This is a genomic window from Flavobacterium succinicans (assembly GCF_001662485.1).
Lineage (GTDB): Bacteria > Bacteroidota > Bacteroidia > Flavobacteriales > Flavobacteriaceae > Flavobacterium > Flavobacterium succinicans_A.
In genome coordinates, this window is sequence record NZ_JMTM01000046.1 from 312,463 (window position 1) to 333,624 (window position 21,162).

At 34.7% G+C, this 21,162-nt stretch carries 21 protein-coding genes; 5 read left to right on the forward strand and 16 right to left on the reverse strand.

The genetic code is table 11. From position 1 onward, the window contains the following. Window positions 1-127: 127 nt before the first annotated feature. On the forward strand, window positions 128-769 hold the full coding sequence (locus FLB_RS08625) for a DNA/RNA non-specific endonuclease (protein ID WP_317039026.1): 642 nt from the start codon (window positions 128-130) through the stop codon (window positions 767-769). Between the two features lies 1 nt (window position 770). On the opposite strand, the gene rodA is transcribed toward FLB_RS08625, so the two are convergent. The 6 genes from rodA to purH form a co-directional block, all read right to left on the reverse strand. Beyond that, window positions 771-2,006: a rod shape-determining protein RodA gene (gene rodA / locus FLB_RS08630; RefSeq protein WP_064715546.1), complete on the reverse strand. Its 1,236-nt coding sequence runs from the start codon at window positions 2,004-2,006 to the stop codon at window positions 771-773. Between the two features lie 15 nt (window positions 2,007-2,021). Continuing rightward, window positions 2,022-3,974: a penicillin-binding protein 2 gene (mrdA, locus tag FLB_RS08635; protein WP_064715547.1), complete on the reverse strand. Its 1,953-nt coding sequence runs from the start codon at window positions 3,972-3,974 to the stop codon at window positions 2,022-2,024. Beyond that, window positions 3,971-4,477, reverse strand: coding sequence for a hypothetical protein (locus FLB_RS08640; RefSeq protein ID WP_064715548.1), 507 nt, complete (start codon window positions 4,475-4,477; stop codon window positions 3,971-3,973). Before FLB_RS08640 ends, mrdA begins: the two co-directional genes overlap by 4 nt. Further along, entirely contained in the window at window positions 4,470-5,303 is an 834-nt protein-coding gene (gene mreC / locus FLB_RS08645; RefSeq protein WP_064715549.1) for a rod shape-determining protein MreC, read from the reverse strand. Before mreC ends, FLB_RS08640 begins: the two co-directional genes overlap by 8 nt. Window positions 5,304-5,369: 66 nt before the next feature. Further along, entirely contained in the window at window positions 5,370-6,398 is a 1,029-nt protein-coding gene (locus FLB_RS08650) for a rod shape-determining protein (protein ID WP_064715550.1), read from the reverse strand. Window positions 6,399-6,442: 44 nt separating this feature from the next. Next, entirely contained in the window at window positions 6,443-7,969 is a 1,527-nt protein-coding gene (gene purH, locus FLB_RS08655) for a bifunctional phosphoribosylaminoimidazolecarboxamide formyltransferase/IMP cyclohydrolase (protein WP_064715551.1), read from the reverse strand. Between the two features lie 163 nt (window positions 7,970-8,132). On the opposite strand from purH, the gene FLB_RS08660 reads away from it, so the two are divergent. Continuing rightward, the gene (locus tag FLB_RS08660; RefSeq protein WP_064715552.1) at window positions 8,133-9,380 is read left to right on the forward strand and encodes an ABC transporter permease; all 1,248 of its coding nucleotides are present in this window, start codon (window positions 8,133-8,135) and stop codon (window positions 9,378-9,380) included. 93 nt (window positions 9,381-9,473) lie between these two features. On the opposite strand, the gene accD is transcribed toward FLB_RS08660, so the two are convergent. From accD to FLB_RS08675, 3 genes are all read right to left on the reverse strand, one after another. After that, window positions 9,474-10,328 (reverse strand): acetyl-CoA carboxylase, carboxyltransferase subunit beta, encoded by an 855-nt coding sequence (gene accD, locus FLB_RS08665; RefSeq protein WP_064715553.1) that lies wholly within the window; start codon window positions 10,326-10,328, stop codon window positions 9,474-9,476. Window positions 10,329-10,438: 110 nt separating this feature from the next. Then, window positions 10,439-11,506, reverse strand: a complete 1,068-nt coding sequence (fbaA, locus tag FLB_RS08670; protein ID WP_064715554.1) for a class II fructose-bisphosphate aldolase — start codon at window positions 11,504-11,506, stop codon at window positions 10,439-10,441. Between the two features lie 64 nt (window positions 11,507-11,570). After that, window positions 11,571-14,129: a BamA/TamA family outer membrane protein gene (locus FLB_RS08675; RefSeq protein WP_082923252.1), complete on the reverse strand. Its 2,559-nt coding sequence runs from the start codon at window positions 14,127-14,129 to the stop codon at window positions 11,571-11,573. 38 nt (window positions 14,130-14,167) lie between these two features. On the opposite strand from FLB_RS08675, the gene FLB_RS08680 reads away from it, so the two are divergent. Then, window positions 14,168-14,899: a TrmH family RNA methyltransferase gene (locus FLB_RS08680; RefSeq protein ID WP_064715555.1), complete on the forward strand. Its 732-nt coding sequence runs from the start codon at window positions 14,168-14,170 to the stop codon at window positions 14,897-14,899. On the opposite strand, the gene FLB_RS08685 is transcribed toward FLB_RS08680, so the two are convergent. Continuing rightward, window positions 14,896-15,615, reverse strand: a complete 720-nt coding sequence (locus FLB_RS08685) for a porin family protein (protein ID WP_064715556.1) — start codon at window positions 15,613-15,615, stop codon at window positions 14,896-14,898. The two genes, FLB_RS08680 and FLB_RS08685, sit on opposite strands and share 4 nt — an antisense overlap. A 21-nt stretch (window positions 15,616-15,636) precedes the next feature. Then, a complete protein-coding gene (gene ubiE / locus FLB_RS08690; protein ID WP_064715557.1) occupies window positions 15,637-16,368 on the reverse strand; it encodes a bifunctional demethylmenaquinone methyltransferase/2-methoxy-6-polyprenyl-1,4-benzoquinol methylase UbiE in 732 nt (243 codons plus the stop codon). Between the two features lie 175 nt (window positions 16,369-16,543). On the opposite strand from ubiE, the gene FLB_RS08695 reads away from it, so the two are divergent. After that, window positions 16,544-16,867, forward strand: a complete 324-nt coding sequence (locus FLB_RS08695) for a hypothetical protein (protein ID WP_231891067.1) — start codon at window positions 16,544-16,546, stop codon at window positions 16,865-16,867. 68 nt (window positions 16,868-16,935) lie between these two features. On the opposite strand, the gene FLB_RS08700 is transcribed toward FLB_RS08695, so the two are convergent. Beyond that, window positions 16,936-17,421: a dihydrofolate reductase gene (locus FLB_RS08700; RefSeq protein ID WP_064715558.1), complete on the reverse strand. Its 486-nt coding sequence runs from the start codon at window positions 17,419-17,421 to the stop codon at window positions 16,936-16,938. A 3-nt stretch (window positions 17,422-17,424) separates the two neighbouring features. Then, entirely contained in the window at window positions 17,425-17,754 is a 330-nt protein-coding gene (locus FLB_RS08705) for a 2TM domain-containing protein (RefSeq protein WP_064715559.1), read from the reverse strand. 234 nt (window positions 17,755-17,988) lie between these two features. On the opposite strand from FLB_RS08705, the gene FLB_RS08710 reads away from it, so the two are divergent. After that, window positions 17,989-18,285 (forward strand): isoamylase early set domain-containing protein, encoded by a 297-nt coding sequence (locus FLB_RS08710; protein WP_064715560.1) that lies wholly within the window; start codon window positions 17,989-17,991, stop codon window positions 18,283-18,285. 34 nt (window positions 18,286-18,319) lie between these two features. On the opposite strand, the gene FLB_RS08715 is transcribed toward FLB_RS08710, so the two are convergent. From FLB_RS08715 to FLB_RS08725, 3 genes are all read right to left on the reverse strand, one after another. After that, window positions 18,320-19,144, reverse strand: a complete 825-nt coding sequence (locus FLB_RS08715; RefSeq protein ID WP_064715561.1) for a thymidylate synthase — start codon at window positions 19,142-19,144, stop codon at window positions 18,320-18,322. Between the two features lie 17 nt (window positions 19,145-19,161). Continuing rightward, window positions 19,162-20,448, reverse strand: coding sequence for a metal-dependent hydrolase family protein (locus tag FLB_RS08720; protein WP_064715562.1), 1,287 nt, complete (start codon window positions 20,446-20,448; stop codon window positions 19,162-19,164). Between the two features lie 74 nt (window positions 20,449-20,522). Beyond that, entirely contained in the window at window positions 20,523-21,146 is a 624-nt protein-coding gene (locus tag FLB_RS08725) for a bifunctional nuclease family protein (RefSeq protein WP_064715563.1), read from the reverse strand. Between the last annotated feature and the right edge of the window lie 16 nt (window positions 21,147-21,162).

Consider the following 21,162-nt stretch of genomic DNA (forward strand, 5'->3'; position numbering starts at 1 on the left):
TTTTGTAGAAGAACAAAATGGTAAAGTTGATGGGGTTAAATCTGATACCATTTCTATTGCATTATTTGCTTTTGATCAATTCAATACGGCTAAGATAGATTTTCTACCAAAGTCTACCACTAAAGCAATTGTAGATCATGATTTTTATATTTTATCCTATAATGAAAAGTACGAACAAGCGGGATGGGTAGCTTATGAATTAAAGAAAGAACAGGTTGTTAATGTCCACTTTAAACGTCCTTTTTTTATTCAAGATGATAAAGTAACTACAAATTCAGCCGATTGGCGCAATTATAAGAAATCAGGCTATGACAAAGGGCACTTATGTCCTGCAGCTGATAGAGGATTTAATAAAAAAGCCTATGAAGCTACATTTTTAACCTCAAATATTTCGCCTCAAGACCATAAATTCAATAGCGGAATATGGAATCGATTAGAAGAAAAAGTTAGATACTGGGCGGTAAAATATGATGGATTATTTATTGTTACAGCAGGGGTTTTAGCTCCAAATTTAAAAACTATTGGCAAAGAAAAAGTAGCAGTACCCAATTATTTTTACAAAATAGTTTTGGATGAAAATCAGGGTAAATACCGTTTAATTGCTTTTTTGATTCCAAATAATGCAAGCACTAAACCTCTATATGAATATGTGGTGTCTGTTGATCAATTAGAAAAATTAACGGGAATAGATTTTTTTCCAGAGCTGCCAGATACTATTGAAAATCAATTAGAAAAAAATGTAAGCTACAAAGAATGGAGTTTTAATTGACTTACCATTCATTTACTTTATTGGCATCCATCTTAATAAAAATAAACAGTAAAATGGTGAATCCCCAGAGCCCAGAACCTCCATAAGAAAAGAAAGGCAACGGAATACCAATTGTAGGGAAGACACCAGCTACCATTGCTATGTTTACAAAAAAGTGCAAGAATAGTATGGCAGCAACGGAATAGCCATAAACACGGCTAAATTTCGTTTTTTGTCTTTCAGCTAAATAAATGATGCGCAATAACAAAATGACAAACAAGGAAATAACTACACTTGCGCCCAAAAAGCCCCATTCTTCTCCAACTGTAGTAAAGATATAATCGGTATGTTGTTCTGGAACAAATCCTCCTTTAGTTTGAGTGCCTTCTAAAAATCCTTTTCCTAACCAACCTCCAGAACCAATGGCGATTTCAGATTGATTGGTGTTGTAGCCAAATCCTTTGTCGTCTACAGCTTTGCCCAATACGATATTAAAACGATCTCTGTGGTGTTGTTTGAATACATGGTCGAATACAAAACTTACTGAAAAAACAAATCCTGAAATTAAAGCTAAAATCAGAAAACTTCTGAGGATATTTCTATCGGCTAAACGTGATTTAAAATGTATGGCCAGCAGCACCAATGCGGCGAATAGAATTACAACATAGGTTTCTAGAACTAACGTTAATACAAAAAGAAGTATGATAGCAAACCCGGTCCCAACATACCATCCTGGCAAACCTTCGCGATAGAGGACTATGATAAAGATGCTGTAAACAAGTGCACTACCTGGGTCTGGCTGAGGTAAAATGAGCATTACAGGCAAAAATACTATCGCTAATGCTTGAATCTGTCTGTTAAATTCTTTAAGGTTGATCTGCGGGTCACTCAGATACTTTGCCAAGGCTAGAGCTGTTGCAGCTTTTGCAAACTCTGAGGGTTGTAGGGTGAAACTACCAATGGCATACCAGCATCTTTGTCCAGCAATTGTTTTTCCAAACGCAAATAAACCGAGTAATGATATTAGCGAAACTGCAAAAATAATAGACGCATATTTTTCATAGAACTTGCCGTCTACATAAAGCACTGTAAAGATTAACGGAATAGCAAATAGTATAAATATCAATTGTTTGTCTGAGGTGCCTTCTTCAGAGGATAGAGAAGAAGAGTAAATGTTTAGCCATCCTAAAACAACAAGTGCTATGTAAATTAGTACACAAATCCAGTCAATATTGCTAGTTATACTTTGGTTTTTCATTTTAGTACAAATGATTTAGTTTTTCTTAGTACTGTCCGTTTTTACTTCAGTCGTAAGTTTTGGATTTTGTTTCTTTAATTTGAGTTGTGCAATAGAATCTTTAATTCGTAACTCTCTTTTTACATCCTCATTCAATCCACCTAATTTTGCATATTGACCTTGCAAACTTGTGTTGAGTATTCTAGTTTCAAGATCCGTTCTTGTGATTTTTTTCTTTAAATATTTTTCAATCATCAAACTGGCAATCGGTCCTGCAATTGTAGCGCCAAAGCCTCCGTTTTCAATCATAATGGCAATAGCGATTTTTGGATTGTCTTTTGGTGCAAATGCCACAAAAATAGAGTGATCTTTTAATTGCGTCCTAACCCCATTAATTTTTGCAAAATTTTCTGCTGTACCCGTTTTTCCACAGATGTCAATGCCTTCTACTCTTAGACTAGCAGCGGTTCCCATATTATAAACGTCAAATAGACCGCTGATGATGGGTTTAAAGTGGCTTTTATCTACAGTAGTAACATGTTTCGTTGTGAATTTTTTATCAATAGTGGTGCCTGCAATTTTTTTAATGATGTGAGGCGTGTAATAATAGCCTTCATTAGCAACAGTTGCCATCATATTGGCTAATTGAATTGGAGTCATTAAAACTTCACCTTGTCCGATGGCATTTGATACAATAGCCGTACTTCTCCAGCCCCCGTTTGGATACATTTTTTTGTAGGTAGCTGATGTAGGGATTTTTCCTCTACGTCCTGTTGGTAAATCATATCCCATAAATTGACCTAGACCAAAACTTTTTACGTGGTTACTCCATACGTCAACAGCATAACTTGGTTTAGCATACTTATTAATAGTTCTCATGTAAGCCGTTCCAAAATAGGCATTACAAGATTCATAGATTCCTCTGTGTAATTGCAATAAACCTCCACGGCAGTGACAACGCATAAAACGGCCTCTTGCATAACTGAATCCGTGATGACAGGCTACGGTTGTGTTTTCATCAATAACCTGTTCTTGAAGCGCTACAAGTCCCGTCATGATTTTGAAAGGAGAACCTGGGGGATATTCAGCCAAAAGTCCTCGGTCATATAGCGGTTTTGCAATAGAATCACGATACAATTTGGTGTAGTTTTTTGAACGTTGTCTTCCTACTAGAATGCCAGGATCATAAGAGGGGGCTGTTATTAAAGCCAGAATTTCTCCAGTCTTAGGTTCAATGGCAACAATTCCACCTCTTTTATTGATCATCAATTCTTCGCCATACTTTTGAATTTCTGCATCTATTGTTAGCGTAATGTCTTTTCCAGGAACGGCTATTGTATCGTAACGTCCGTCTTTGTAAGGCCCGATTTCACGATTGTATTTGTCTTTCTGTGTATAGGTTACTCCTTTAATTCCCCTCAGAATTTCTTCATAGCTTTCTTCTACTCCTTGTTTGCCAATTAAATCACCACTTTTATAGTATGGGTTCTTTTTGATGATGTTGTCATTTACTTGGGTGATAAAACCAAAAATATTGGCACCAAAATTGGCTTGGTAATCTCGTAAGGATCTTTTTTGAAAATAGAAACCTTCAAAATTTCTTATTTTTTCCTGAAAAGCTGCAAATTCAACTTTGTTTAATTGTGATAAAAAGACCGAAGGAAGTCTTGGGCTGTATACTTTAGCCTTTTCGATGTTTTTAATAAAATCCTCTTTTTTTATATTTAGAAGTTGACAAAATTCTAAGGTGTCTAAATTTTTGATCTCTCTAGGAATTACCATGATATCATAGGAGGCTTGATTGGCAACCAATAGTTTTCCAAATCGGTCATAAATATAACCACGCTCAGGATAATCGTATTTTATCTTTATAGCATTGTTTTCGGACTTTAATTTAAAAGTGTCATCAATGATTTGAAGGTAAAATATTCGAATTACAAGCAGTGCAGCGCCAATAATAATTAAAGCAGGCAACAAGACTTTTCTCATCGTTTATTTGGCTTAATAAGGTATATAATGGTGATGGATAACAATAAGGTAAAAGCAGCGCTTAGTAAGGTTCTCAATACTACATCTAGGATAAAACTAAATTCAAATGCTTCTAATGTAAAAAGAATGATATGATGTAAAAGAATGGATATGAGCAAAAAAGAGAACCGTTCAGGGGTCAATACATCGTTCAGTTTTACCGTTTGGTATTCGTAGCTAAGACCAAAAGAGAATTTGAAAATATAAGGTCTATAGTAAGCCAAAATTAAACAAGCTGTGGCATGTACTCCACCCGAATTTGTAAACATATCCATAATCAAACCGAGCATAAAACTTGAGGCAAGCAATGTTGATTTATTTCCGTTTACAGGATACAATATAATATATAAAATATAAGGAAAGGGACTTATATAGCCATAGAAATTCATATTATTAAAAACAACGACTTGTATTGCTAATAATGCTATAAAACGGAAAAAATTTACAATCAATGTACTATTCATCCTTCTTTCTTTGGTTTTCTAATTTTGTAATTTCTTCTTTTCCTTTGCTTTTAAGAATATAAACATGACCCAAATTCGTCATGTCGTTAAATAGTTTTACTTCGAGAGTATAAAAATTAGTTTGATTATCCTTATCACGAAAAACTCTATGAATGGTACCGATGTTAATGTTTTCTGGGAAAATGACAGATTGACCTCCTGTAACAACTGTATCGCCCTTATGAATGGTAGCAAGTCTAGGCACATCGACCAATTGAACGAAACCTGTACTTTTTCCGTCCCAAATCAATGATCCAAAATGATTGGACTTTTTTATTTTGGCATTAATTCTTGACTTTTTGTTCAAAATACTAATTACAGTTGAGTAGTTTTCTGAAGTGTCATCCGTAATTCCTACGATTCCAAGACTATTGATTACAGCCATATCAGGTTTAATGCCTTGTTTGGCACCTGCGTCAAGGGTAAGGTAATTTTCGTAAACACTATAGGAGTTCTTGATTACCTTGGCAACTACAATATCCGAGGGTTTAACTCCTTTAATAGTGTCGAGTTTTGACATAAAAGCAGAATCTTTAACCTGAAAGAGTAGGCTCCTCAACATCGCGTTTTCTAGTGCTAAGTCTTCGTTTTCTTTTCTTAAGTTTAAGTATTCTTTGGTTTCATTTATTTCTTTATAAATGCTGCCACTTACTACATTAGCGGAGCTTATGACTTTGCTTCTGTGAAAGGAATGAAACTGAATAGTGAGTGTTAATGATATTCCCAAAAGCAGCAAAAACAGTATTCTATAACTGTTTCTAGTAATAAAATTAAATATTTGCTGCATTTTGTAATGGAATAATTAAGTGATAATTAGAGGATGGGTTATATTTAAGTTGACTTTTGTAAACGCTTATTTAATCAAGATACTTTTAAATTTAGTAATATTTTTTAAGGCCATACCGGTTCCTCGTACAACAGCTCTCAATGGATCTTCAGCAATATATACTGGTAAATCTGTTTTTTGAGAAATTCGTTTGTCAAGTCCTCTTAGCATAGAGCCTCCGCCAGCTAGATATATCCCTGTATTGTATATATCGGCTGCTAATTCTGGAGGTGTTTGCGAAAGGGTTTCCATCACAGCATCCTCTATTCTTTGTATCGATTTGTCTAATGCCTTCGCAATTTCACGATAAGAAACCTCTACTTGTTTTGGTTTACCAGTTAATAAATCACGTCCTTGAACAGACATATCTTCTGGCGGACTCTCTAAATCCTCTATAGCAGCTCCAATTTGGATTTTTATTTTTTCAGCGGTGCTTTCTCCAACAAAAAGGTTGTGTTGGGTGCGCATATAGTAAACGATGTCATTTGTGAATACATCCCCTGCTATTTTTACAGATTTGTCACAAACAATACCGCCCAAAGCAATTACAGCAATTTCAGTAGTACCTCCTCCAATATCTACAATCATGTTTCCTTTAGGTTGCATAATGTCAATACCGATACCGATTGCGGCTGCCATTGGTTCATGAATTAAGTAAACTTCTTTACCGTTTACCCGTTCACAAGATTCTTTTACGGCACGCATTTCAACTTCGGTAATCCCTGATGGAATGCAGATAACCATACGCAATGCTGGAGTAAACATTTTTTTATTTAGCGCAGGGATACTTTTGATGAACATACTGATCATTTTTTCAGAAGCATCAAAATCTGCAATTACACCATCTTTTAATGGTCTAATTGTTTTTATGTTTTCATGCGTTTTTCCTTGCATCATATTGGCTTCTTTGCCAACGGCAATGATTTTGCCTGATACTCTATCTCTAGCGACAATAGAAGGACTGTCAATAACTACTTTATCATTGTGAATGATTAAAGTGTTTGCGGTACCAAGGTCTATCGCGATATCCTCAGTCATGAAATCAAAAAATCCCATAGGTTTTTATGTATTGTAAAAATTATTAAACAAAGTTAAACAAATTAATGTTTAAAATGACGAGTTCCTGTAAATACCATTGCCAAATTGTTTTCGTTGCAATAGTTGATACTTAACTCATCTTTAATGGATCCTCCAGGCTGTATGACAGCGGTAATTCCTGCTTTTTTGGCTAATTCTACACAGTCAGGAAAAGGGAAGAAGGCGTCGCTTGCCATAGAAGCACCTTCTAAGCTAAATCCAAATGTTTTTGCTTTTTCTACAGCTTGCATCAAAGCATCAACTCTTGAGGTCTGGCCTGTTCCTGATGCAATAAGCGTACCGTTTTTAGCAAAAACAATCGTATTTGATTTGGTGTTTTTACACACTTTCGAAGCAAAAATCAGATCTTTAACTTCTTGCTCAGTTGGAGCGGTTATAGTTACCGTTTTTAAGTCTTCTGCTTTATCGGTAATAGTGTTTCGGTCTTGAACCAATAATCCATTTAAGCAAGTACGAACTTGTCTTTCTGGTAAGGCGACTTCGTTTTGAATTAAGATGATTCTATTTTTCTTTTCTTCTAAAATTGTCAAAGATTCTGGGTCATAAGCAGGTGCAATTACAACTTCGCAGAATAATTTGTTGATTTCTGTGGCTGTAGCAAGATCTATTTTGGTATTGGATATAAGAACACCGCCAAAAGCAGAGGTTGGATCGCAAGCTAATGCAGCGTTGTAGGCTTCGCTAATAGTGGTTCTAGTGGCTAGTCCACAAGCGTTATTGTGTTTCAAAATGGCAAAGGTAGGGCCATCGGTTTTGAACTCATTGATTAAGTTTACGGCAGCATCAACATCTAGTAAATTGTTATAAGATAATTCTTTTCCGTGAACTTTATCGAACATGGCTTCAAAATCTCCGAAGAAAAACCCTTTTTGATGTGGATTTTCGCCATAACGAAGGACTTGACCGTTAGCGATACTTTCTTTATAAATTGTTTCGTCGGTAGTAAAGTAGTTGAAAATGGCTCCGTCATAATGCGAAGACACGTGAAATGCTTTGGTCGCTAAGAGTTTTCTGTCTTCTAAGGTAGTGCTTCCATTTTGATTGGTAATCATTTCTAAAAACAAACCATACTGATCCATTGATGAAACAATCACGGTGTCTTTAAAATTCTTGGCACCAGCGCGAATTAATGAAATTCCACCAATGTCAATTTTTTCTATAATATCGGCTTCACTTGCGCCAGAAGCAACCGTTTTTTCAAAAGGATACAAATCAACAATTACTAAATCGATTTGAGGAATTTCATATTCCTTCATTTGTTGCACATCACTTTCGTTGTCTTGACGATTTAAAATGCCACCAAATACTTTTGGGTGCAAAGTTTTAACTCTACCTCCAAGAATAGATGGGTAAGAGGTTACGTCTTCTACAGGGATTACAGGAATGCCTAAGTTTTTAATGAATTCTTCGGTTCCTCCAGTAGAATAAAAAACAACGTTTTGTTCGTGTAATTTTCTAACAATTGGCTCTAATCCGTCTTTGGAAAACACTGAAATTAAGGCTGATTGTATTTTTTTAGTAGTGTTCATGTGTAGTAGTTTTTTTGAAAGTGCAAAAATAGTTAATTTTTATAAATAAATTCACAGGAAATGCTGTAACATTTTTATTTAAATTCGTACTTATGGAAGTATTATATTTATTAGGTTTTTGAATAAAATTTGATGAATTTTACTTAACACAATTTTTAAGTCTATGCTAGTTTATCTTCGATTGTTGAAAGAGAGTTTTAGCTTTGCAATGAATGCATTGTTGGCTAATAAATTAAGGACTTTGCTTTCCTTATTAGGGGTTACCATTGGTATTTTTTCAATAATAGCAGTTTTGGCAGCGGTCGATTCTTTGGATAGAAAAATATCCAAGGATTTGAGTAGTTTAGATAAAAACACCATTTATCTGATGAAGTTTTCTTTTGGCCCTTCAGAAATTCCGCAGTGGAAAAGAGAACAGTTTCCGAATGTGAAATATGATGAATACATTTATATAAAAGGTGCAATGACCGATACGGAGCAGATGGCGTATCAGATTTTTACCAAAAGAGAATCTATTAAGCATGAGTCAAAAACAGTTAGTGACGTAAATATTGTGCCAGTTTCTCATGAGTTTATTGATATTCAAGGGTTGGAATTTGAAAAAGGCCGTTTTTATAATGAGTCCGAGGCTAATTCTGGTGCTTCGGTGATTGTTTTAGGCGATGAGATCGCTTCGTCATTATTCGAAGGTAGCGATCCAATTGGCAAAACGGTACGCTTGTACGGGAAGCGTTTTACAGTGATTGGCGTGCTAAAGAAAAAAGGCTCGGGTATTTTTGATGAAGACGATACATCTGCTTTTATTCCTGTAAATTTTGTGCGTCAATTATTTGGAGATAATAATGATGGTTTGACGAACGTAATTATTTTAAAACCCGAAAAAGGTGTTGATATGGAGGCTTATAAAGGTGAAATCACGCAAAAACTCAGAGCTTTTCGTGGCTTAAAAGCAGGAGAAATTGACAATTTTTTCATTAATGTATTTTCAGGATTTACCGATTTTATCGATGGAATTATTGGACAAATGAATGTCGTTGGCTGGATAATTAGTGGTTTTTCTTTATTGGTTGGTGGTTTTGGAATAGCGAATATTATGTTTGTTTCGGTAAAGGAAAGAACCAATTTAATCGGCATTCAAAAATCTTTAGGGGCCAAAAACCGATTTATTTTGTTTCAGTTTTTGTTTGAGGCGGTAATTCTTTCTTTAATTGGTGGATTAATTGGATTATTCTTTGTTTGGGTTATAGCAATTGTGTTGACCAATGCGTTGGACTTCGAATTTGTTTTAGGCTTTGGTAATATTCTTTTAGGGACAAGTTTGGCCGCTTTTATTGGATTGCTTTCGGGTATTTTACCTGCTATTTCTGCTGCTAATTTAGATCCTGTTGAGGCCATTCGAACAGGGATGTAATTCGAAGTTTTAGCGATACAATTATATTTTAGTTTATAGTATAAAAAAAATCCCAAGGAATCCTTGGGATTTTGTATTTAAAAGTAAAAAGACTTATCGAATCTCGTTGTTTTGAATCAAATCGATATACAAGTTGATTTTGTCTTTTAATTCTTTTCTTGGTGTAATGAAATCTAAGAATCCATGTTCCAAAAGAAACTCAGCGGTTTGGAAGCCTTCTGGTAAATCTTTTCCTGTCGTGTCTCTTACTACACGAGGTCCAGCAAATCCAATTAAAGCTCCTGGTTCAGAGATGTTGATGTCACCTAACATGGCGTAAGAAGCGGTGGTTCCTCCGGTGGTTGGGTCTGTGCATAAAGAGATGTAAGGTAATCCAGCTTCTGCTAATTGTGCTAATTTTACCGATGTTTTGGCCAATTGCATCAAGGAATAGGCCGCTTCCATCATACGAGCACCTCCTGATTTGGAAATCATTACAAAAGGTAATTTGTTTTGGATGGCATAGTCAATTCCTCTGGCAATTTTTTCTCCTACCACAGCCCCCATAGATCCTCCGATGAAAGCAAAATCCATAGAGCAAATTACTAACTCTTTACCTTTAGATTTTCCAACACCAGTTCTAACAGCATCTTTGAGTTGTGTTTTGTCCATCACATCTTTTAGACGGTCTGAATATTTTTTGGTGTCTACGAAATGTAAAGTGTCTTTCGAGGTCATGTTTTTATCTAATTCAACAAATTCATTGTTGTCGAATAAAATTTCAAAATAGGTTGCACTACCAATTCGAACATGAAAATCATCTTCAGGGCTAACATATAAGTTACGTGCTAATTCGTCAGCGTCTATAATTTTCCCTGTTGGTGATTTGTACCAAAGCCCTTTTGGAATGTCCATTTTGTCTTCGGTAGCGGTAGTAATTCCTTTTTCTTTTCTTTTAAACCAAGCCATTTATATAGTATTCAGTGTTCAGTAATCAAGTATTCTGTTTATTAATCAATAAAGTGTTCAATTATCAGTTTTGATAACTGAACACTTAAAATTGAAAGTGAATCACTTTTTTATAGTGTATTTACGTTGTTTAAGTCAGCAAATGCTTGTTCTAATCTAGCATTAAAAGTTACTTCGCTTTCTCTTAACCATTTTCTTGGGTCATAGTATTTTTTGTTTGGGGCATCAGTACCTTCTGGGTTACCAATTTGAGTTTTTAAATACTCTAAATTATTCACCATATAGTCACGAATTCCTTCAGTGAAAGCAAATTGTAAATCAGTATCGATGTTCATTTTGATAACTCCGTATCCGATAGCTTCTCTAATTTCTTCTAAAGTAGACCCAGAACCACCGTGGAATACAAAATCAACTGGGTTGTGTCCTGTTTTGAATTTTTCTTGAACATAATCTTGAGAGTTTTTCAAGATTTTTGGCGTTAATTTTACGTTTCCTGGTTTGTATACACCGTGAACATTTCCAAAAGAAGCTGCAATAGTAAAACGTGGGCTTACTTTTGATAATTCTTCGTATGCATAAGATACTTCAGAAGGTTGAGTGTATAATTTTGAGCTGTCAACATCAGAGTTGTCTACACCATCTTCTTCTCCACCTGTAATACCTAACTCAATCTCTAAAGTCATTCCCATTTTGCTCATACGAGCTAAATAACCTTTACAGATTTCGATGTTTTCTTCTATTGGCTCTTCAGACAAGTCAATCATGTGTGAAGAAAATAATGGTTTTCCTGTAGCTGCAAAATGCGCTTCAGAAGCATCTAACAAACCATCAATCCAAGGCAATAATTTTTTTGCACAGTGGTCAGTATGTAAAATTACGGTTGCGCCGTATGCTTCTGCTAAGGTATGAATATGTTTTGCACCAGCGATTCCACCAGCGATTGCTGCTTTTTCACCCGCATTAGAAAGTCCTTTTCCTGCGTTGAATTGTGCTCCACCATTAGAGAATTGAATGATAACAGGTGCGTTCAATTTTGCTGCTGTTTCAAGAACTCCATTAATGGTGTTTGAGCCAGTAACATTTACTGCTGGAAGCGCGAAGCCTTTCTCTTTTGCATATTTAAATATCTCTTGTACTTGGTCTCCAGTAGCAACTCCTGGTTTTATGTTGTGTGCCATTTTACTTATTTTTTAAGTTATTTGTTTTTTACATATTAGTTTGCAAAATTAATCATTTCTAATTTTAGAACGGGTAATTAATTCCAAAATTTAAGACCGATTTTGTGAAATTTAAATCTTTAAACCAACGGTTTCCAATCGGGTAGGCAGGGTTGTAGGTTTTAAAGCCCAAGTCAAATCGAACTACAAAGAAGCTAAGATCATATCGTAGTCCAAATCCTGTTCCAAGAGCAATTTCTGTTAAGTCATTCAGACTTGTGAAAGTAGCTGAGTCTGCTGTTACTGCATCTGATACATTCCAAATGTTTCCAGCATCGGCAAATAATGCTCCCTTCATACTTCCCGCAATTTTAAAACGGTACTCTGCGCTTAAAGCAATCTTCATGTTGGCTTCGTTGAAATCAAGAATAGAACCGCTACTTCCTGGTCCTAGACTGTAGGGTTGCCAAGCTCTATTGTCATTGGTTCCTCCAGAAAAATAACTTCTAGAGAAAGGAATGTAATCTGCATTTCCAAAAGGGAGCGCAATGCCGAAGAAACTTCTAAAGGCAACAATGTTTTCTTTCGAAAAATCCCAATGTTTTATATAGTCCAATTCCAATTTTAAATATTCTGAATAGGGCAAGTTGAAAATTTCGTATTTGCCGGATGAGCTTTTTGTTAGGTTGCTGGCTTTGGCAATCAAGCTTAATAAAGTTCCTGCTGACTCGATTTTGGTTTTAAATTGATAAAATTCGTTATCCTGGTTGTCTTTTTTGGTAGATTGAGTAAAAGTGTAACTTGTTCCAAGGATAAAGTCGTTTTCTGTTAATCGTTGCCTTCTTTCTTCTATACTTAATACTTCTTTAAATTCTTTGTCATCAAATTTTATATCGGTATCAAGGTTTAATACGTCATAAATAAATCCATCTGTTCCGGAGTTAATTATGAGGTTTTTTGTTTCGTAATCTATATAGTCTGTGTTGGTGTTAAAGTCTTTTGCTATTCTATTTAAGGCATTGTACGAGGAGCCGTAAACGTTAAAATAATTGTCTGGATTCAGATTCCTAACAAATTGAACGTTCAACAATTCTACTCGTGCAGTATTATTACGAATTGGGTTCCAGTTATAGGTGAATAAAGCAGTAAAGTTTTCTTTGTCTAAGCCAATGTTTCTTTGTTTGTTGAATCCCGAAGAAATTTGGGTATACGGAATCATTCGTTTAGGAATGATTTTGTCGGTATTGATAGGGAATAAAATGCGAGGGAAGTTTAATTTTAAATTGATTCCATATTCGGTTACATTGAAAAATGCATCATTCGGGTTGGCAAAATCTTTAGAAGAACCAATGTTGCCTCTAAGACCAATTTCCAATGTTTCGGCTCTGTTAAATACATTTCGAATGGTTTCGGTTATACTGGCTCCAATTCCAAAATCTTGGATATTAGAGTGGGTTGCCTCCAAAGTAGTTCCAAAGCTGAATTTTTTTCTTGGAGAAAGATATATTTTTGCAATAAGAGATTGAGCGGTACTATCTTTTCGGTCTACTTCATATTGGATACTAGGATAACCAAATATTTTTAAATTATTTAGAGAGCGGTTAGAAAGTACCGTTTTGTAGTCTCCAAAATAAGAACCTTTTGTCAAGAAAACAGCATCTGTAATTGCAGATGGTTTGTATTTTAGTTTTCCATGGCTGTATAGATGAAATCCCTTATATTCTGTACTGTCAGTTACGGTTTCAGGTGGATTTTTGGCGGAAAAATCGGTGTAAATTTTTACATCACTTATTTTAAAAAGTTTAAACGGAAGAGTATAAGTAGAGTCGTCTTTTTGATACGAGTAATTTTTAATGATCATTTTTACATCGGCTTTGTTTTTTTTGCCAATGGTGTCTATGTCAAAACTAACATTGTTGGGCTGAAAGTGATAAGCCCCGTTGTTTCTAAAGTAAGTGGTGATTCTGTTTTTTTCTTCTTCAAAATCGCTCGTTTTATATTGTTTTCCTGATTGGATGTAACTACTTTCCTTAGTCGAATTATAGAGCGAGTCTAAGGCTGGTGACGAAATTACTTTGCTGATGGTGTCTAAAATAAAAGGATCTGATAAAGCAATTTTGTATTTGATTTTTGCTTTTTTAAAGCCAACGGTATCAATAGAGTAGGAGGTTTTGGCATTGAAATAGCCATTGTTGAAATAGTAATTATTTAATCGATTAACCGTTTTTTGGGTTTTAATTGTATCAATAATAACAGGGGGTTCACCTACTTTTTTTAGAAATTCATGAATGCCTTTGTAATAAAATGATTCTCCAAGTCGGTCTACTTGTTTTGCAGACAACCACTTGGCTTTTCTTTCGTATTTCCCGGGATTGTTGGTGAATTTGGCTTGATAAGTAGAATCTGGATTTAAGTTGGCGGCATTATAGAGGGCTAGTCTTAATCTGAATCCAACAATGGTTCCGTTCGGGTTTTGATACAGTTGATCGAATGCCGTTTGATCCTTGATGGGTTTGTCATTTACTACTATTTGATTTTTTGTTAGTAAAAATTTGCCCTCAGGAACTCGTTTTACAGCATTACATGCCGAAATAATTATTGCAATTAGAAGAAATGCAACTACTTTTGTGGTATTCTTTTTCAAGTGCTCTAAATAAATTTAATTCAAAAGTACATTTTTTTATGGTTAGTAAAAACCAAATAAAGCTTATATCGAGTTTGCATCAAAAAAAATATAGATTAGCGCATCAATTATTTATTGCCGAAGGCGTAAAAGGAATTGATGAGTTATTGCGTTCTAATTTTGAGTTGGAACATCTTTATAGTACGGTTGATGATTTTAAAACTATTCCGTTAACGCAAAAAACCGTTATTTCTGATGCTGATTTAAAAAAAATTAGTGCCCTAACTACTCCCAATACCTGTTTGGCTGTTTTTAAAATTCCAAAAGAAAGAATAATCTTAAATGAAGGAATAATAGTCGCGTTAGACACCATTCGAGATCCTGGAAACATGGGGACGATTTTGAGATTATGTGATTGGTTTGGAATTAAGCAAGTGATTTGCTCAAAAGAAACAGTCGATTTGTATAATCCAAAAGTAGTGCAAGCTACTATGGGCTCTATAGCAAGAGTGAATGTGAATTACTTGGATTTAAAAACATATTTGAAGGCTACAAAGTTGGCTGTTTTGGGTACTTTTATGGAGGGCGATGTTTTGTATAGCACAGAGCTTCCGGCTGAAGGAATTATTATTTTAGGAAATGAAGCAAATGGAATTTCTCCAGAAATAGAAGCTTTGGTTACTCAAAAAATTACAATTCCTCGTTTTGGTGACTTACAGCAAACCGAAAGTTTAAATGTAGCTACTGCCGCAGCAATTGTTTTGAGTGAATGTAAGCGTAGGGTTTTTTAATGAAAAGTAAAGTTGATAAAAATAGCTCTGTTTTTTATGGATTCAATATTGCTAGTCCAAGGGCTATTAGGGTCTTTGTCTCTTATTAATTCATCATTTATTCCAAAAACCCCTCGTATGGATGGTGAAAAAATAAAGTACTCAGAAAAAATATCAATTCCGAAGCCTAATTCATAGTTGGTTGTCCATGATTTCATTCTGAATCTTCCCTCTGCATTGTCGTCCAACGATTTAGCATTACTGGACAAATTTAACGTAAATGAGCCGCCACCCACCAAGTAGGGTCTAACATTTCCGGTTCGTAGTGCAGAAAATTTAACCAATAAAGGAAAATGAATATAAGTACTATTTACTTCTCTTAATCTATCACTTGCAGTAGGTGTGGTTGGAAAATAGCTACTAGGGTAGTACAAATCTCTTTTGGTGTAATATAACCCTGGTTCAAATCTTAAGTTGATGTATTCTTGAAGTCTTATATCAGACACCAAACCTACATTAAAGCCAGTACTTCTTTTTATTAATATATCTGGTATGTTGTCTTTGTAATCAATTTTGAAATCAAAACCATTAAGTCCCATATAAAATCCAAAATACAATTTTTGTTTTTGAAAGTTTTCTAAATTGATGATTGGGTCTTTGCTAAAAAGGCGTTTATTTCCTTGTGCATTTGCATAGGTTAAACAAAGCATAAAAAAGAGAACAAGTATTTTTTTCATAGGAAACGGGATAGTTTCTAATTATTTTTTTGATGCATAATATATGGAAGCCACCCCAAAAGTTTGAGGCATGTCTTTTACATCTATAAACCCTGTTTTTCTCAAAATATTGTTCAATCGTTCGCCATAAGGAAAAACAGCTGATGATTCAGACAAATAACCGTATGCTGTATTGTCTTTTGAGAATAACTTTCCAATTAAAGGTAAAATATTTCTACTATAAAAATGATAACCTTGCTTGTAAGGCGTTTTTTCAGGAACCGAAGTTTCTAAAATTACAAAAGTTCCTCCCGGTTTTAATACTCTTAAAATTTCTGACAGCCCCTTTTCTAGGTTTTCAAAGTTTCTAACCCCAAAGGCCACGGTAATGGCATCAAAGTAATTGTCTTCAAAAGGCATGTTCTCGGAGTCGCCTAAAAGCATTTCGATACGGTTAGAGAGTTTTTTGGAGGCTATTTTTTCAACTCCTACTGCTAACATCCCAGCTGAAATGTCTAATCCTATGATTTTTTTAGCCTGGGTTTGCGCCATCAAAATGGCTAAATCTCCTGTGCCAGTTGCAATATCAAGAATGGTGCTTGGATTAGATTTTGTTACTAAATCCAAAACTTTTTTGCGCCATTTAATGTCAATGCCAAAAGAAATAACACGGTTTAAATTATCATAATTTCCTGATATCGTGTTGAACATGTTGGCGACCTGTTCTTTTTTGCTTAATTGTGAATCTTTATAGGGGGTAACTTTTTCTGACATTGTATTAAATTTCTACAAATATACTATAAACTCTATTATCAAAGCTAGATTTTTATGAATTGACTTTTCTTAAAGGTGCATTTTTAGGTTGTCAAAAAAAAATGAAATATCACTAAAAGTGGGTATTGTACAGTATGAAAATATTAGTCAAATTTGTCATGTAAAAGAATCATAAATGATTAGAATTAATTTAATGACTCAAATCAAATTGTTTATCATTGCGCTGATAGTCACTTTTGTTCTAGTTGTCAGTTTTGAAAATATCGCTCTTGTGAGTGGTACTTTTTTTCAAGCGCAAAATACGTTCTTAGGATTAAATTTGTTTTTGGAAATTTTAATTTTTTTGGTCTTTAGTATCTTTGTGGTATTTGGTATTAAAGGCTACTTTGAGTTTTACTCAAAAAAAGTATCAAACATTATTATTTCAGTCTCTGGATCAATATTGTTTCTTGGTATTTTAATATTGTTGTCTCAAATTCTGTTACTAGAAAGTCATTAACAAAATCATTTCTTTTACAAAACGAAAAACATCCTGAAAAGGATGTTTTTTTGTTTTATAGCGTTTGATTATTTTATCGGGGAATAGGTTTCAAAACTATAATCATAAAGGTGTTTCTCGTCTTTCAAATGTTTTTCGGACTTTGATAATTGCCACTTTTTAGGATCAATTTCAGGGAAAAAAGTATCTGCTTCAAATTCATGATGCACTCTAGTAATGTCCAATAGATCGGCATAAGGCATGGCTAAATTGTAGATTTCTCCTCCTCCAATGACATAAATGTTATCTGTTGTAGAACAAGCTTCAAACGCTTTTTCTATGGAATCAACCACAATGCATCCTTCGGGTTGATAATTTTTTTGTCGAGTAATGATAACATGGATTCTATTAGGTAATGGCTTGGGGAAACTTTCAAAAGTTTTTCTGCCCATAACGATATAGTGACCCGAAGTTATTGCTTTGAATCGTTTAAAGTCATTGGGGAGGTGCCAAAGTAAATCGTTGTTTTTGCCTAAAGCACGATTATCGGCCACAGCGGCAATAAGTGTAATCATTTTTTATTTGGTTTCGTTTTCAATTTGATGTTGCAATTGACTTATTTTTTTTTGTTGCAAAGCTACTAATCGATCAATTTGATCTCTTTCCCAATTTTTATCCATAAAACGGTCTGTTATAAATACTTTTATAAAGTGAAGCACAAATAAAAAGGCCCAAAAAGTAATAATCCATATGCACCAATTATTCTCTGCTCCAATAGCAAAGAAGCGATGTGCTATGAATAAAAAAATACTAGTCAATGCAAAAAGTACAAAATGAAAGTACAATCTCTTTTTTTGCTTAATTCTTCGTCTAGCATATTCGTATTGTTCGTGAATGGCTTGATCCATGGTTTTTTTGTAGATAAAGATAAAATTTATTTTGCAAAAGTGATAATCTATATCATGTTTTACATGGTTTTGAGAATTTGTTAATTTCTAATTTTATTTTTTATTAGTCTTTAAATTATTGATTTATTTAATTTTTAACATTGATTTGTATTAAGTTATAAAAATGAATCTAAGGTGTTTGTAGTTGTTTTTAAATCAGTTACCTTGTCTTAAAATTTTAAAAATCAAAAAGTTATGGCTATTAAAAAACAATTTGTTAAAACAAAACCAGTGTGTAAAGTTACTTTTTCTATTTTGGCAAAAGAAGCAGCTTCCGCGGCAGTAGTAGGTGATTTTAATAACTGGAGTGTAGAAGAAGGTACTTTGGCAAAATTAAAAAATGGTACTTTTAAAGGTGTTTTCGATTTGCCAAAAGATTCTTCTTATGAGTTTAAATATTGGATTGATGGCGCTTATCTAAACGACCCTGAAGCTGATGGTTTAAAGTGGAATGATTATGCCGGTGCTGAAAATTCTATTTTAGCTTTATAGATCATATAAAAAAACCGCGATAGAAGCGGTTTTTTTATACAGCAACGCTTCCTTTTATTGTAGGATGTGGGTCGTAATTTTCTAAGGTGAAATCTTCGTATGTAAAGGCGAAGATGTCTTTTATATTTGGGTTTAGTGTCATTTTCGGCAAAGGTCTTGGTTCTCTTGAGAGTTGCAATTCAATTTGTTCAAAATGATTGTTGTATATGTGTGCATCACCAAATGTATGAATGAATTCGCCTGGCGCTAGGTCACAAACTTGTGCTATCATAAGTGTTAATAGAGCATAGGAGGCAATATTGAAAGGTACTCCTAAGAATATGTCAGCACTACGTTGGTACAATTGACAAGATAGTTTTCCATCCGCTACATAAAATTGAAAAAAAGCGTGGCATGGAGGCAATGCAGCTTTGTTGTTGGCTACATTTTCTTCAAAAGATTTTTTTGTATCAGGTAATACCGATGGGTTCCATGCAGAAACTAATAATCTTCTGCTGTTGGGATTGGTTTTGAGTTCCGTAATTAAGTCGGAGATTTGATCAATCTCTTCACTGTTCCAATTGCGCCATTGATGGCCGTAAACGGGACCTAAATCACCCTTACTGTCCGCCCATGCATCCCATATTTTTACGCCGTGTTCTCGTAAGTAAGCAATGTTAGTTTCTCCTTTTAAAAACCATAATAATTCATGTATAATGGATTTTAAATGTAGTTTTTTGGTAGTTACTATCGGGAATCCTTCGGCTAAATCAAAACGCATTTGATACCCAAATACACTCTTGGTGCCCGTTCCAGTACGATCTCCTTTTTGTGTGCCGTTTTCCAAAACGTGTTTAACTAAGTCGTGGTATTGTTTCATGGTATGAGGCCTTTGTATTATTGGTTTTTATAAATTTTTCCGTCTTTCATTACAAAAGAAACTGCTTCTAATGTTTTGATGTTTTTGAGAGGATTATCATTTACAGCGATGATGTCCGCCCAAAAAGTCTCTTTTAGTTGTCCAGCTTCTTTATCAATTCCAAGTAATTGTGCATTGGTGATGGTTGCAGCTTGAATGGCTTCTATTTCTGGCATTCCAGCTTCGACCATATACCCAAATTCTTTTCCATTTATTCCATGTGGAAATACACCAGCATCGGTTCCAAAGGCAATTTTTACGCCTTTTTTGTATGCTTTGGCAAAGGTTGCTTTAATTTGAGGACCTACTTCGCGAGCTTTAGGCACTACTATTTCTGGATAGAAATCGGGTACTTCTGCATTTTTTTCTACTTCTTTTGCGGCGGTTAGTGTAGGAACTAAGTAAGTATCGTATTTTTTCATGAGTTCCATGGTTTCTTCGCTCATAAAAGTGCCGTGTTCAATGGTTTTGATTCCGCCCAGTATGGCTCTTTGCATGCCTTCGTCTCCATGAGCGTGTGCTGCGGTTAGCATATTATAATCTTTGGCCGTTGCAGTAATAGCTTTTATTTCTTCGATAGAAAATTGGGGGTTTTTGCCACTTTTTGCAACACTCAAAACGCCTCCAGTTGCCGTGATTTTAATTACATCTGCTCCTTCTTTATAGCGTTCTCTAACGGCTTTTACTGCCTCTTCTGGAGAATTGATTACGCCTTCATGTGGACCTGGGTCACCAACGAGTTTTCTGTTGCTCCCGTTTGTTGGGTCGGCATGACCTCCTGTTGTGGCAATGGCTTTTCCTGCAGTATAAATTCTAGGCCCTTTGATCAGTCCTTTGTTGATTGCATTTCGTAGTGAAATATTAACTCCTGTACCTCCCAAGTCTCTGATGGTAGTAAAACCGCCTAGTAAAGTGATTTCAGCGCAATTCACTGCTTGAAAAGCAACATCGGCTTCATTGTCAATATATTTTGAAACGTAGCTTTTAGAATTTAGTTCTCCTTCTATATGAACATGAAGATCAATTAGTCCGGGTAAAACGAATTTGTTTTTTAAGTTAACTTCAATATCATTTGGATTGGCTTTGGCAACAAAACCTTCTTGTATCTTAGCTATTTTGTTTTTAGCAACAACAATGGTTTTATTTGGAAGTAATTTGCCTGATTTCGTATCAAGTATAGAGCCGCAATGCAAATAATAGTCTTGTGCCAAAGTAACTTGTGCCAAAAGTAGTGCAAAGCCAAAAATGAGTTGTTTTAGTTTCATAGGGATACAATTGAATGAACACAATTATTAGTTGCTTTTTTGGGGTGTCTTTATGTTAAAAAGCAATTATTTGCTTAACGTTTGGATATTTCGTCTCTTATCTTGGCTGCTTTTTCATAGTCTTCATTAGCTACAGCTTGTTCTAATAGTTCGTTTAATTCCTGTAAGCTATGATTGGCATAGGTTGGTCCTGATTGATTGGTTTCTTCTCCATGACCAAAAGTTTGGGGGTTGGATAGGATGTTGTCAATTTCTTCAGCACCTGGATCGGTAGGGTTTGGATTTGATTTTAAGTAAATGCCTGCCTTATCCAAAATGTTTTTATAAGTAAAAATAGGGGCGCTAAATCGAAGTGCTAATGCGATAGCATCCGAGGTTCTTGCGTCAATAATTTCTTCGATTTTGTCTCTTTCACAAATAATACTGGAGTAAAAAACACCATCGACTAATTTGTGAATGATCACTTGTTTTACAACTATATCAAAACGTTCGGCAAAATTTTTAAATAAATCATGCGTCAAAGGACGCGGAGGTTTAATTTCTTTTTCTAATGCAATAGCAATTGACTGTGCTTCAAAAGCTCCAATAACGATGGGTAGTTTTCGTTCGCCATCCACTTCGTTCAAAATTAAAGCATAAGCTCCGTTTTGTGTCTGACTGTATGATATTCCTTTTATGGTTAATTTTACTAAGCTCATGGATTTTTTATAGAAA

Excerpts from the sequence above, each read along its gene's own strand:
- ubiE (WP_064715557.1), bottom strand. The coding sequence starts at position 16,368 with ATGTCAGAAAAAGTTACCCCCTATAAAGATTCACAATTAAGCAAAAAA.
- FLB_RS08715 (WP_064715561.1), bottom strand. The coding sequence starts at position 19,144 with ATGAAACAATACCACGACTTAGTTAAACACGTTTTGGAAAACGGCACA.
- mreC (WP_064715549.1), bottom strand. The coding sequence starts at position 5,303 with ATGCAGCAAATATTTAATTTTATTACTAGAAACAGTTATAGAATACTG.
- FLB_RS08685 (WP_064715556.1), bottom strand. The coding sequence starts at position 15,615 with ATGAAAAAAATACTTGTTCTCTTTTTTATGCTTTGTTTAACCTATGCA.
- FLB_RS08700 (WP_064715558.1), bottom strand. The coding sequence starts at position 17,421 with ATGATTACACTTATTGCCGCTGTGGCCGATAATCGTGCTTTAGGCAAA.
- FLB_RS08640 (WP_064715548.1), bottom strand. The coding sequence starts at position 4,477 with ATGAATAGTACATTGATTGTAAATTTTTTCCGTTTTATAGCATTATTA.
- FLB_RS08725 (WP_064715563.1), bottom strand. The coding sequence starts at position 21,146 with ATGAGCTTAGTAAAATTAACCATAAAAGGAATATCATACAGTCAGACA.
- fbaA (WP_064715554.1), bottom strand. The coding sequence starts at position 11,506 with ATGGCACACAACATAAAACCAGGAGTTGCTACTGGAGACCAAGTACAA.
- FLB_RS08695 (WP_231891067.1), top strand. The coding sequence starts at position 16,544 with ATGATTAGAATTAATTTAATGACTCAAATCAAATTGTTTATCATTGCG.
- accD (WP_064715553.1), bottom strand. The coding sequence starts at position 10,328 with ATGGCTTGGTTTAAAAGAAAAGAAAAAGGAATTACTACCGCTACCGAA.
- FLB_RS08660 (WP_064715552.1), top strand. The coding sequence starts at position 8,133 with ATGCTAGTTTATCTTCGATTGTTGAAAGAGAGTTTTAGCTTTGCAATG.
- mrdA (WP_064715547.1), bottom strand. The coding sequence starts at position 3,974 with ATGAGAAAAGTCTTGTTGCCTGCTTTAATTATTATTGGCGCTGCACTG.
- FLB_RS08710 (WP_064715560.1), top strand. The coding sequence starts at position 17,989 with ATGGCTATTAAAAAACAATTTGTTAAAACAAAACCAGTGTGTAAAGTT.
- FLB_RS08650 (WP_064715550.1), bottom strand. The coding sequence starts at position 6,398 with ATGGGATTTTTTGATTTCATGACTGAGGATATCGCGATAGACCTTGGT.
- FLB_RS08705 (WP_064715559.1), bottom strand. The coding sequence starts at position 17,754 with ATGGATCAAGCCATTCACGAACAATACGAATATGCTAGACGAAGAATT.
- purH (WP_064715551.1), bottom strand. The coding sequence starts at position 7,969 with ATGAACACTACTAAAAAAATACAATCAGCCTTAATTTCAGTGTTTTCC.
- FLB_RS08720 (WP_064715562.1), bottom strand. The coding sequence starts at position 20,448 with ATGAAACTAAAACAACTCATTTTTGGCTTTGCACTACTTTTGGCACAA.
- FLB_RS08680 (WP_064715555.1), top strand. The coding sequence starts at position 14,168 with ATGGTTAGTAAAAACCAAATAAAGCTTATATCGAGTTTGCATCAAAAA.
- rodA (WP_064715546.1), bottom strand. The coding sequence starts at position 2,006 with ATGAAAAACCAAAGTATAACTAGCAATATTGACTGGATTTGTGTACTA.